Genomic DNA, 12,184 nt, shown 5'->3' on the forward strand with positions numbered 1-12,184 from the left:
GCGCTGGGGCTTGGATCGTGCGACCGCTAGCTAGTATGGTTCGCCCACCCCTGCCTGGGGCAAAGCTTAAATGGAGTTACGCTTGGATCCGAAGGAACAACGATCAAGAAGCCCCAGTTTGCTCGACGCCGATTCCGGTGAGCCGACATCAGCCGCGAAGCAGGATCGCATTCTATCCGGCTTCCAGGGTGAGGCTGAACAGCCTTCCACGCCAACCCGATCACGGCGCTGGTTATGGCCTTCGATGCTGGTGCTGGTCGGCGGTGCTGCCGTGTTGATGCTGGTACTGGGTGGCGCGTTTGACGGAGCCGCCCAGCGACCGCCTGCACGCGTTGCGTCGGTCGAAACCGCGCCGGCAATGCCGGACGAAGGCATGCCAAATCCGGCTGTCAGCTCGACCGCGTTGGCCAGCGCGCGGTCGACCACGTCCAGCGATGTCGAGGGCTACACCTCGCCGGATGCGGCGGTCATCTTGTCAGGGCATGCTGACGCCGGCATGGCCAGCGACGTCGCTGCTCCCGCACCCGCGACGAGTGTAAGCAAGGATGCGAAGACGCTGAGCGAACTGTTCTCACCGGCGCCTGAGCGCAGGCGCCCGGTGCCGATGCGGCGAGCCACGCGAAGGGCGGCGCCTGCCGATGATTCGGACGTGGCACTGCTTACCGCGCTCATCCGCCATGTGGAAGTGGGTAGTCCGGCATCGCGCAAGGCGCTGGGCCAACTTGGTCCGGCATCGCAGCCTCTGGACCCGATCGAGGTTCGCATGCAGTCGTGCCCGCCGGCCAACAGCGAGGCGGGATTGAAGTGCCGCCAGAAGCTGTGCGCCGGCCACAGCGGTCAGGCGGCGGCCTGTCCGGCATCCGCACCGGACGGCGTCTGACCCTTCCCGGTTTGGCGTGAAAGCATGTCGGCCGCCATGGCTTTCGGCTCGGCGGTCGCAGCGCAAGCCAGTGACGGGGCGCTCCCTCGAGGGCAGCTTTGCGACGATCGTTACGGCATGTGACTCGCTTCCCGTCGACGGTGCGTCGTCACAAAGCGTTGCCCGGTTCGTCTGCGCCTACATCAAGCAGCTCCTCAAGCTGACCGAGCGCGGGGTTGTCTTTGAGCACGGTTTTCAGCCACACATGAAGCGGCATGTTGCCCCAGCGTGCCGCCTTGTCAGCGAGATACGCGACCGGGCTGTGTGGCTCGGTGCGGCGGAAGAAGTCAGCCACGCGGCGCAATTGCAGCAGAGCTTCCCTCCGTGTGGTGATATCACCGTTGCCACGCACCGGCGTAGCGGGCACGGTGTCGCCGACGTCGTCGCCCGGCAACGGCGGCGGTGCGGACGCTTCATCCAGCACCACGCCTGCGCTTGCAGCCATCCGCAAAGCGGTGGCTCCCACATCGTCCAGCGCATCACGGGTGGCGCTGAAACTGGGGCCGTTCTGGCCAAGGCGCGCGTCGACCACGGCCTCGAGCGTGCGCAATGCCTCTTGTGCCTGCGGAACCTCGGTGGCCAGTCGCTGGTAGAACTCGAACGGCGTGGCCGCGCGCGCTGTATCGATACGTCCCGTGTCTATGCGTTCGCCGGCGCTCGATTCGTCGCCCTGATGACCCCGCGCAGCCAGCTCGATGTCAGTGGCGTCATAGCGACCCTGCGGCGCGCTCGTCAGTGGAATCGCACGAATCCATTGAATCGATTGAGTCAACAGCCAGCTGAGGTTGCCGACGCGAAGTTCCTGGTCGTCATCCTCGGCGACAGGGTGGATCTCATTCCAATAACGCTCACACAGACTGGCCACCAACCTGTAGCCGTCGGCAAGGCCCGCAAACCCCTGAGTGCGCGTGGAGGCCTCGGCCATCCAGACGGCCAGGCGCAGGTCCTTGCTGCGTGTGCTGAGAAGCTGTCCGCAACGGCGGGACACGGCAAACCAGTCCGCCGTCTTCAGTTCGGTGATCCACTCGCCCTGATCCAGGGTGGCATCGTCGCTGCGGCGGCACTCCTGGATGGCGTCGAATTCCGCCGAGAAAGAGAGATCCTCACCACACGCTGCGTCAGTGGAAACGGGTGAAAGCAAGGCGTCGATGTCGATCATGGGCAGCATCCCTGGCTGGATTTTCGTGGCGTGTCGGCAAACCGGTGACTGAATGATTTGCGAAGAATGCGGTGGATGGTAAGCCATCCTGCCGGAGCGTTGGTGTTCGCATGACGTGTCAGTTTTTACCCACAGAAAAGTGTGCTGTCGTGGACAGACAGTCAGTGCGTATCGCGATATTCTCCGCGCGCTGTACCTGCCTGATGGCGTGTTCTGGCACCGCATGGATCGGTTTGGTCAAGGAGAAGGATCGTCGACACATCACGGATGTTCGCTTCAGTTGCGGCAGCCCTCGCCGCATTTACAGACGCCACGCGGCTGTATGCATTGGAGGGCGATGGCCCGCTGGGATCGTTGCAGGTGGAACGCTGGAGCGGCACTGAAGCGCTGTCGTCGTGTTACGCGTGGACGATCGACGTGTTGTCCACCGATGCCGGCTTGTCGCTGGACGACATGCTTGGCCGCCGTTGCGCCTTGCGCATCACCCAGGCCGATGGCTCGCGCACACGGCGTTCCGGGCTGGTGCGCGAAGCCCGTCTGCTCGGCGCCGACGGTGGGCTGGCGCGCTATCGCCTGGAGCTGTCGCCGTGGCTGTGGTTGCTGTCGCAAGGGCGGCACAATCGCATCTTCCAGGAAAAAAGCGTGTTGGACATTGCCGAGTCGGTATTCGCTGATTACGCGCCCCATGCATCGTGGAAAATGGCGCCCGACGCGCGCAGCTTGATTGACCAGGTGCGTCCGCGCAGTTATGCCGTGCAGTATCGGGAAACCGATCTGGCCTTCATCGAGCGCCTGTTTGCCGAGGAAGGGCTTGGCTACAGCTTCATCGAAGACGACGCCGTGGAAGCGGGGCACACGCTGATGATCTTCGGCGACAGCAGCCAGTTGCCGGAAGATCCCCACTCGGCCGCCAACCCCGCGGGTGGCCTGCGATTCCATCGCGCGGCCGCGGTGGAATCAAGCGACACCATCCAGACGATCGGCCCATCCCGTGCGCTGGCCCCGGATGTGGTGACCCTGATCAGCCACGACTACAAGACCCTGGCCAGCAGTGCGGCAAGCGTGGCCGTGGATGGTGCGAAGGGCCAGCGCGAAGCTTATGACCCGACGGGCGTGTACGCCTTCGCCGACACCCGCGAAGCCGATCACTATGCACAACTGGCGGCGCAGGCCCACGAAGCACGCCAACAGCACTGGGAGGGTCGCGGCACCGTGCGCAGCGCGCGCGCCGGTGCGTACTTCCGATTGGCCCAGGCGCCATGGGAATCCGTTGGCGCCTCCATGCCCGACGGATTCGTGTGGGTCAGGCTTCACCATGCCGGCATCAACAACCTGCCCAAAGCCGTGCAACACCTCGCACAGAAGCAATTGGGGCATGCCGACGACTACGCCGATACCCGGCACGCGGTCACGCCCGCTTTGTGGCAACAGGCCGGTGCCGTCGGCTACGCCCAGCATTTCGAGGCCATCGCCCGCGAGCTGCCGTGGCGCTGCGGGTTGGAAGACGAGCACGGCCTGCGTCTGAACCCGCGACCCACCGTTCCCGGCGTGCAAACCGCCATCGTGGTCGGTCCCGAAGGCGAAATCTCACCCGGCGCCAGCGGCCCACTGCATACCGATGGCCTCGGCAGACTCAAGGTGAAGTTCCACTGGATGCAGGGCGGCGCCAGCTGCTGGCTTCGCAGCGTGCAGCGCTACGCCGGCAACGGCCACGGCGCCCAGTTCCTTCCGCGCATCGGGCAGGAGGTGCTGGTCAACTTCATGGACGGCGACATCGGTCGACCGATCATCGTCGGCGCCGTCTACAACGGACAAGGCGAGGCAGGCATCGCCGCCAGTCCCGGCGCCGGGGCCACCGCAGCGGACGGTTCGCCCTACACCCAGGCCACCGACTTCGCATCCAGCGCGCAAGCCAACCTGGCCGGCGGCAACGGCCCGGCATGGCATGGCCAGAGTGCCGACGAAGCTGGCCATGCCAACGCCGCCGCGCTGTCCGGCACCAAGACCCAGGGCTTCGATGGCAACGGCCACAACCAGCTGGTGTTCGACGACACCGATGGCCGAGGCCGGGCGCAGTTGGCCACCAGCCAGGCCACCACCCAACTCAACCTCGGTCATCTGATCCACCAGAACGACAACTACCGCGGCAGCTTCCGCGGCACCGGCATGGAACTGCGCAGCGACGGCTACGGAGCGGTGCGCGGCAGCAAGGGCGTATTGCTCTCCACCTACAGCCTCAGCCAGAGCGAACCGGCCGCCGACGCCACTGCTGTGGGCGCGTTGCTCAGCCAACACGTGCAGCTGGCCGAAGCGATGAGTCAGGCGGCAGCCACGCACAAAACCGTGCCGTTGGCCGGTCATGAAGGCGTGGCGCTGGCCGACGCCTCGCAGCTCAACGCCAAGGCAGCGCCGCTGAAAGCGCTACGCCAGAGTGCCATCGACACCGTCAGCAGTGACAACTTCGATGCCGCTTCACCGAGCAAGGCCGAACAAGCCGTGCCGCACAGCGCCGACGCCCTCACCACCATCGCCGGCCGCAGCGGCATCGGCGCCATCGCCGGTCAGTCTCTGCACATGGCCGCTGGTGAAACCCTCAACCTCGGTAGCGGCCAACACACCAACATGGCCGTGGGCAATCAGCTACGCCTGCATGCTGCCCAAGCCATTGGCCTGCTAGCTGGTGCGCAAAAGGCCAACGGTGTCGGCCTCAAACTGAGCGCTGGCAAGGGCGCCTTCAACGTGCAAGCCCAGCACGACACGCTGGCGTTGCGCAGCAAAGGTGATCTGAAGCTGGTCAGCGCCAACGCCGCGGTCGAGCTGGCTGCCAAGCAGAAGATCCACCTCGCCACCAGCCAAGGCGCCTTCCTCACCCTCGAAGACGGAAACCTCACCTTCGGCTGTCCGGGCAAGCTCACCGTGCATGCGGGCAATCACAGGTTGGTGGGGGGAACCCATTTGTCGCGCGAGATGAATGGCTGGCCGGATGAGAAGTTCAACGACAAATTCCGGGTGACTTATCCCAATGGCGACCCGGTAAAAAACCATCTTTATGAATTGACGCGTGCCGACGGTGCCAAGGTGCAAGGCGTCACCGATGCCAATGGCCATATTTCGTTGCAGAAGGATGCAAGCATGGCCGGTGTGGCGATCAAGATGTTGGGACCGGCGAGTTAAAGGAAGCAGGCATGAGCACACCCTCCGACAAAATCCGCTTTGCGCCCGGGTATGCGGCTAAAGATGGCACCTACGTCTACAACTGGCGCTTGACCAGTTCCAGCATCATGGATGCCGTGCACCTTACCCTGCCGCCGGATCATGTGCTGCCGGTAATTTTCGTACCCGGCATCATGGGGTCGAACTTGCGTCAAAATTCAGGCAAGAAAAGGGAATCCGTTTGGCGACTCGACAATAGTTTGAGCTGGCTGAAGAAGAACACACCACTAAGCTTCGCCCTGGGCATGGCCAAGAAGAGCGCTGGTGCACGTCAAAAACTGATGCATCCATCCCGTGTCGAAGTGGATCCCAGCGGACACGTGCCGGACTCCCCCCACGATGCGGCCTATTACACGGCAAAAGGCTGGGGCGAAGTCGGGGAAGGGAGCTACAAGGAATTTCTGCTGTGGCTGGATCACGCGCTCAATGCACAGGGCTACAACCCGGCGCGTTGGAAAGAGTTTTTTTACACCCAGGTCCGCGCCACCCCCAGACCGGGCGAGATACCGCCCGAACCCAAGCTGTCGCCGGGGCTTGCAATGCAGATGCAAGGGCTGCCGCCGCTGGGCGAAAAAGGCGCCGTGCCGCTGTTGTCCGACGACCTGATTGCACGCGCACGCTTCCGCATGCCGGTCTATGCGTTCGGCTACAACTGGCTGGATTCCAATTTCGAGGCTGCAAAACGCTTGCGTCAGCGAATTACCGATGTCATCCGAGAAAACAACGTCCACTCCAAATGCACGCAAGTCATTTTGGTCACCCATTCGATGGGCGGCCTGGTGGCCCGCGCCTGCCAGAAATTGGGTGGCATGCAGGACGCCATCGCGGGTATCGCTCACGGCGTCATGCCCAGCATCGGCGCGGCGGTTGCCTATCGGCGTTGCAAGATCGGCATGCGCGATGAAGACTGGACAGCAGGCATGGTGATTGGCAATACGGGGCGGGACGTCACGGCGGTGTTTGCCCAGGCGCCCGGTGCCCTGCAACTCTTGCCGACCGCACAATATCGACCTGGCTGGCTCACTATCGCTGGTCCCTCCGGTCAGTCGATCGAGTCGCAGCCGGCCAGTGGCGATCCCTACAAAGATATTTATCTACGCCGTGATCGCTGGTGGGGATTGATTCGTGAAGAGTGGCTGCACCCTTACGGCGGCATGCCCATTACGTGGGAAACGTACAAACGCAATATTGACCTCACCCGCTTCTTCCACGAAGGCATCAAGAACGCCTACCACGCCACCACGTATGTGTTTTATGGCAAGGATCCAGCGCAGAAGAGTTTCGAGGGCGTGCACTGGCAAATCAAACCGGGCTTGCGTCCCGATAACAAGACGCCGCCGACACTTGGTCAGGTAGCCGACATGGGATTTGGCGACGTGCGTGACGACGGTAGCAATCCGCTGCACGTGGGTGGCAAGCAGGAAGTGGCGCCCGCCTATGGTTATGGCTTCTCATCGGCAACGGTGTATGAAACCAGCTATTGGGACTTGCAGTGTGCCAAACAGGACGGCGGTGGCGATGGCACGGTGCCCATCAGCTCCGGCGCATTTCCATCGAACAGCGGCGGCGGGGCTATCCAACAGCAGTTTGGCCTGACCGGCTTCGCACACGAGGGCGCTTATCGGGACAACGGCGCGCGCACGGTCACGCTGTATGCCATCCAAAAAATCGCCGCTCGCGCCCAGGTCACCGCATGAGGCGGCGGACCTGGCGTGGGTTGTTCGCGTGCACCGCTTTGGCGGCCACCCTGCTTGCCGGTTGCGGACCCAGCACAGAGGAAAAACAAGCCATGACGGCATTGACGACACAGATGTACCCCACCTGCATGGGGCGGTTTCTGATCGACCTGCCCAAAGGCATGAACAATGCCTCGGTGAACAGCTACATCACACTGTATTACGGCCTGGGCACAGACTTCAAAACGGTCGAGGTCACCATTGAAGCCTTGAACACTACGCCGCAGGCGATGGCGGGTAGCGTGGCCAAAAAGGCGGCGGATATCGGCCAAGACGATAATTGGGTCACCAAGAAATCCATGCTGATCGAGCACAAGGTGATCAACGATCACACCATCTATCTTCGTTATCAAAATTCAGGCGAAAGCTCAGTCGGCTTCAAGCGCGAGCTGCATTTGCTGCTCGGGACCACCCAGATCGTGCTGCTGGCCGATTCGTTCGAGGGGCTGAATGAAGCTTTCCCTGATCAACCGCCGGAACCGGTGGAGACCGGTGATCAAGTCGATGCCCGCCTGTATCGCCTGGCGTCGCAAATCCATGCCTACGACGACCCGGCAAAGGCCGGTCCCGGCTTTTGCCTGGGTCCGGTGGTGATCAATGGTGATCAGGATGAGGAGTCCGCGCATATTTCTTTCGATATGAATAAATATCTCGACTTGGGATTTAGTGTCGATACCAAAGCGCTCACCTCGGACAAGGATGATTCGCCGCTGCTGGATCGGATGAAGGCGGTGCAGTCGCGCTTCAACGTGCATGTGCTGCGCAAGGGCCAAACCACTCTGGGGGACATGCAGGCACAGGAGTGGCTAGGTTGGATCAAGGATGAGCACGACAACCACGGCCTGTCTTTTGCCGTCGAATCGATGCGTGATCATCCGGCGCTGGAGCGTCCCAAGATGACCTTCCAACTCGATACCGGCGGTCAACTGACCAGCGGCCCGAAGGCGGGCCAATACGTCGCTTCATCGTTGACCAATGACGAAGGCATCGCCCTCTGGAACGCGATCATTACATCCGTCCGCCCGCGCCCAGGTGCCGTCCAGCGACCATCATCCGCCAATTAGGGAAACTCTGAATAAGTCCTGCCGGATTGGGCAGGTAATCCCCCCACTTTTACCTGCCAGCAACAGTGGAGCTAGGCGGCGAGCGCTCATTTCTGCATGAGTGTGATGCTGTCGACTCCCCACTTCCAGAGCTGCCCTCAACGTGACAAATCAATCGCGTAGGTCGCTGTCCCATCGCCGTTGTCTTTCACCATGCGAATATTCTGCAGCCCGGCGGCCTTTGCCACGTCGAGCTTGTTGGCGGCGCTGGTGAATACGATGGGGCCATGTGTTCTCAGGGACGCGAAGTTCCACGAAGTGGGTTCGAGGTCGGCGATGCCGATGTTCTTCTTGTGCTCGATCCACTGGGCCAGGATCTCGCGGGTGCCGTCGGGGGCAGCGAGCACGATGTTGCTGCCGTCGAGGCCGGGGAAGTGGCCGCCGCCGCTGGCACGGTAGTTGTTGGTGACGATGATGAACGGGTCACTCGGCGTGACTGGCTTGCCTTTGTAGGTCAGCGTCGTGATGCGTTGGCCCATCGGTTTGGAGACGTCGATGACGTAGTGGATGCCACCCTGGATCTGGTCGAAGTTGTAGCCGACGTAGTGGCTGTTGATCAGTGGCTGCGTGGCGGTCTTCGTCGGGTCGATGCGGTTGAAGCGGGCGGCGGATTGTTCCAGCCAGGCCTTGAGGCCCGCGCCGTCGGTTTTTATTGCGGCGAGGGTATTTGGATAGAAGTAGAGGTCCGCGGCGCTGCGCAGGGTGAGCGGACCGGCGGCGATGTCGGTGTAGTCGTCGGGGCCGCCGAAGCCGGTGCGGAAGGCGGCGGCGGCGGACAGTACTGGCACATCGGCGAGCTCGGGATGCGAGCGCGCAAGCTCGGTGCGTGCGTACGCGGCCTGGGCGGCGTTGACCGGGGCCAGCGCTGTCATGTTGCCTTCGTCGGCGAAGTAGCTGCTCATGTGGATCGAGCTTTCGCCGATGGGCGTGTTGACGTAGGCGATCGCGGCTTCATGGGTCTTCTGCACCAGGGTTGCGATCTCCGGATCCGCCGGCACGCACTGATTTTTCTGCGGGCAGATCGACCGCACTTCGCTGTGGCTCTGGTCGTGGTCGACCACCCAGCGACCACCCTGACGATCCAGTACGAGCCGGATCACGCCAAGATCCTTGCCGAAGAAGCCGCCCATCACGGCCGGCACGCCGCGCACCAGCCCGCGCGTCGCGTCGACGTCCTTCATGCCGGCGTAATGCGGGCCGGGGAATTGCGTGTGTGAGTGACCGAGCAACAGTGCGTCGATGCCGGGCACGCCAGCCAGGTACCAACCCGCATTTTCCATGTCCGGGGTATACGGCGCGGTGTTGAGGCCGCCGTGCAGAATCGCCACGATCAGGTCCGGATGCTGCGCCTGCAATTCAGGCAGATATTTCCGCGCCGCTTCGACCACTCCGGTCACGGTGACCTTGCCGGCCAGATTCCGTTGGTCCCAATCCATGATCGGCGGTGGGGTGAAGCCGATGATGCCGACCTTCAACGGCACCTCCATCTTGCTGCCGTCGGGGCTGTAGGCAGTGATGGTCTTCGTCACCACCGTCCACGGTCTGAAGATCGGCTGGCCGTCACGAGCACTGTCCACATTGGCCAACACCAGTGGGAAATGCGGCCCGGCGCAGTGGTTTTCGTGGCCGCCATCGACATCCATCGGCGCGCCGGTGACTTGTGAGAGGAAACCCAGCCCGTAGTTGAACTCGTGGTTGCCGGCAGTGCCGCCGTCGTAACCCATCGCATCCATGGCCTTGTAGACGGCCAACTCCTCGCTGCATCCGATCGGCTTCACCAGCGCCTGGTAGTCGGCCAGCACGCTGCCCTGGATAGTATCGCCGCTGTCGAAAAGGAAGGTGTTGGGGAACTCGGCGCGGGCCCGGCGGATCAGCGTGGCGGTGCGCTCGTAGCCCAGCGACTCGTCCGGCTTCAGCTTGTAGTAGTCGTAGCTGAGCACGTTCGAATGGATGTCGGTGGTTTCGAGGATGGCCACGTTGGCGCGTGAACCGTCGGCCACTTTGCTGGCATGCCACGGTGCGCCAGCGCAGCCGGCAAGCAGGGCGATCGCGAGCGCGAGCGCGGGTGTGGCGGTGGACAACAGGCGTGACGACATGAGGGTTCCGGGCAGAAACGGGGGTCGGGTCGCAGAAATTAGCAGATCGGCATGACCGGGTGCGCGCCGTGGCCGATGAATGGCGTCACTCTGGCGTTGGCAAAGGGATGAGCGACGGGCCGGACAAGGCCGTAAGATGACGCTTTGGTGACTAGGGTCCTACAGGGGGACTGGCCAGGCCATGCGTCGAATATCGTTGCGCCCACCGGGAGCCGGTGCGGTGGTGTTGTGCGCGCTGGCATTCTTCGCCGGCTGTGTCGCGTTGACCGCGTGGCAAGAGCCGATGCCTTTGCAGCAAGTGTTTATTTCGGTGTTGATGCTGTGCACATGTGGCGTGCTGGCGTTCGCGTTCGGGCGGCTTGCCCTCGGCGTGGTGTTGGGTGGTGGCCTGTTCCTGCTGCTGAAAGCGGTGGCGGTGCTGAAGCTGCGCTACCTCGACTCGCAGCTGATGCCGGCGGACTTCATCTACTACGTGCGCACCAGCCTGTTCGATACCTTGCGTCATTACCCGCATCTGTACAGCGCCGGCATCGCGCTGTGCCTGCTGTTGCCGCCGGTGTTGTATCTGGTGTGGCGGTGGGACTGGCGCATGCTGGCCACGCTGTCTGCGTCGCGCTCGTTGATGGTACGCGCGGGCGGCATCGTGCTGTGCGTGCTCGGCTTCTGGCTGTGCATGCTGCCCTCCGGTCCGTTCGCGCGAGCGCACTCGCGCAACGCCTGGGAAAAGATGTCCGATGATGCGCAGTTGACGAACTTCTTCGTGAACCTGCGCGATGCGGACGTGCAACTGCCGGTGATGGCCGACGACGGCGTGGCCGAGCGCGACTGGGGCGCCACCGCGATGGGTACGCCGGGCACCCGGCCGCCGCCGTACCCGGATATCGTGCAGGTGCTGGAGGAAAGCACGTTCGACCCGGCCAACTACACGCCATGCGGCGTGCCGCAATGCCGGGTGGCGATGTTCCAGCCCGATGCACGCACGCGCGGGCACGGGGTATTGCGCGTGCATACCTTCGGCGGTGGCACCTGGGTCAGCGAGTTCGCCGCGCTGACCGGCATGCCACAGGACATCTTTGGCGCCGGAGGCATGTACGCACCTTATGTATTGGCGCCGAACGTGCACGACGCCTTGGCGCTGCAGTTGCGGCGGCTGGGCTATCTCACCATCGGCGTCTATCCCACCAGTGCCAGCTTCATCAATGGCAGCAACGCGTACCGCGCTTACGGCTTTGATCATCTGTACGGCGCCAGCGAACTGGGCCTGAAGGAATGGGAGGAGACCGACGCGCAGATGTTCGCCGCGGCCAAGCGCATCTATGACAAGGTCAGGAAGCCGGGGCAGCCGGTATTCATCATGATCCTGACGCTGAACCAGCACGGGCCGCACGACGATGATCCGATGGCCAGCTTGCCGTTGCCATATCGCAATCTGTTGCATGGATTGCCGGCGGGCACGGCGCTGAATTTCGACACCTATCTGTCGCGATTGCACGATTCGGACCTCGCCATGCGCGGCCTCGAGCATGCCTTTCTCGATCGCCCGCAGCCTACCGTGCTGGTGCACTTCGGCGATCACCAGCCGTCGTTCAACGGCGGCATCCGCGACCTCGCTCGCCACACGCCGGCCGGCCTGACCCCCTATCGTGACTACCTCACTTATTACATGGTGAAGAGCAATTTCGCCGGGCCGCCGTTGCCGGCGTACCCGATGCTCGACATCGCGTTCCTGCCCAGCATGGTGCTGCAGGCGGCCGGCGTGCCGATGGATGCCTATTTCTCGGCCGCCACCGAATTGCGCACGCGCTGCCAAGGTCTGTACGACGATTGCGCGATTCCGGGTGTGCTGCCTTCGTATCACGCGTGGACGATCAACCGACTGCACGTGTACCAGTGACCCCCGGTGGCAGTTTGCGTCGTTTGCTGGCTGGATGAAGGCGAGGCGAGCCTGCCCGTGACGC

General features: G+C 63.0%; 7 protein-coding genes. 5 read left to right on the plus strand and 2 right to left on the minus strand.

Annotated elements, in window-relative coordinates; all coding sequences use genetic code 11:
• Nucleotides 1–82: 82 nt before the first annotated feature.
• Complete coding sequence (locus ACVWWQ_RS13415; protein WP_133948740.1) at nt 83–880, plus strand: hypothetical protein; 798 nt, start codon at nt 83–85, stop codon at nt 878–880.
• A gap of 148 nt (nt 881–1,028) precedes the next feature.
• Here the strand turns inward: ACVWWQ_RS13415 and tssA are convergent, their stop codons facing one another.
• Nucleotides 1,029–2,078 carry a type VI secretion system protein TssA gene (gene tssA / locus ACVWWQ_RS13420; RefSeq protein ID WP_133948738.1) on the minus strand — a complete coding sequence of 350 codons (1,050 nt, stop codon included), beginning with the start codon at nt 2,076–2,078 and terminating at the stop codon, nt 1,029–1,031.
• A 267-nt stretch (nt 2,079–2,345) separates the two neighbouring features.
• On the opposite strand from tssA, the gene ACVWWQ_RS13425 reads away from it, so the two are divergent.
• The 3 genes from ACVWWQ_RS13425 to ACVWWQ_RS13435 all read left to right on the plus strand — a co-directional run bounded on the left by ACVWWQ_RS13425 (nt 2,346) and on the right by ACVWWQ_RS13435 (nt 8,091).
• Nucleotides 2,346–5,252, plus strand: a complete 2,907-nt coding sequence (locus tag ACVWWQ_RS13425; protein ID WP_133948736.1) for a type VI secretion system tip protein VgrG — start codon at nt 2,346–2,348, stop codon at nt 5,250–5,252.
• Nucleotides 5,253–5,263: 11 nt separating this feature from the next.
• Nucleotides 5,264–6,988 carry a PGAP1-like alpha/beta domain-containing protein gene (locus ACVWWQ_RS13430; RefSeq protein WP_208321581.1) on the plus strand — a complete coding sequence of 575 codons (1,725 nt, stop codon included), beginning with the start codon at nt 5,264–5,266 and terminating at the stop codon, nt 6,986–6,988.
• A 92-nt stretch (nt 6,989–7,080) separates the two neighbouring features.
• Nucleotides 7,081–8,091 (plus strand): T6SS immunity protein Tli4 family protein, encoded by a 1,011-nt coding sequence (locus ACVWWQ_RS13435; RefSeq protein ID WP_133948734.1) that lies wholly within the window; start codon nt 7,081–7,083, stop codon nt 8,089–8,091.
• A gap of 137 nt (nt 8,092–8,228) precedes the next feature.
• Here ACVWWQ_RS13435 and ACVWWQ_RS13440 read toward each other — a convergent pair whose 3' ends face one another.
• On the minus strand, nt 8,229–10,226 hold the full coding sequence (locus ACVWWQ_RS13440; protein WP_133948732.1) for a bifunctional 2',3'-cyclic-nucleotide 2'-phosphodiesterase/3'-nucleotidase: 1,998 nt from the start codon (nt 10,224–10,226) through the stop codon (nt 8,229–8,231).
• A 181-nt stretch (nt 10,227–10,407) separates the two neighbouring features.
• On the opposite strand from ACVWWQ_RS13440, the gene ACVWWQ_RS13445 reads away from it, so the two are divergent.
• Complete coding sequence (locus ACVWWQ_RS13445; RefSeq protein ID WP_457383429.1) at nt 10,408–12,120, plus strand: sulfatase-like hydrolase/transferase; 1,713 nt, start codon at nt 10,408–10,410, stop codon at nt 12,118–12,120.
• The last annotated feature ends 64 nt before the right edge of the window (nt 12,121–12,184 follow it).

It is taken from the genome of Rhodanobacter sp. TND4EL1 (genome assembly GCF_054061035.1).

Excerpts from the sequence above, each read along its gene's own strand:
- tssA (WP_133948738.1), bottom strand. The coding sequence starts at position 2,078 with ATGATCGACATCGACGCCTTGCTTTCACCCGTTTCCACTGACGCAGCG.
- ACVWWQ_RS13425 (WP_133948736.1), top strand. The coding sequence starts at position 2,346 with ATGTTCGCTTCAGTTGCGGCAGCCCTCGCCGCATTTACAGACGCCACG.
- ACVWWQ_RS13430 (WP_208321581.1), top strand. The coding sequence starts at position 5,264 with ATGAGCACACCCTCCGACAAAATCCGCTTTGCGCCCGGGTATGCGGCT.
- ACVWWQ_RS13435 (WP_133948734.1), top strand. The coding sequence starts at position 7,081 with ATGACGGCATTGACGACACAGATGTACCCCACCTGCATGGGGCGGTTT.
- ACVWWQ_RS13440 (WP_133948732.1), bottom strand. The coding sequence starts at position 10,226 with ATGTCGTCACGCCTGTTGTCCACCGCCACACCCGCGCTCGCGCTCGCG.
- ACVWWQ_RS13445 (WP_457383429.1), top strand. The coding sequence starts at position 10,408 with ATGCGTCGAATATCGTTGCGCCCACCGGGAGCCGGTGCGGTGGTGTTG.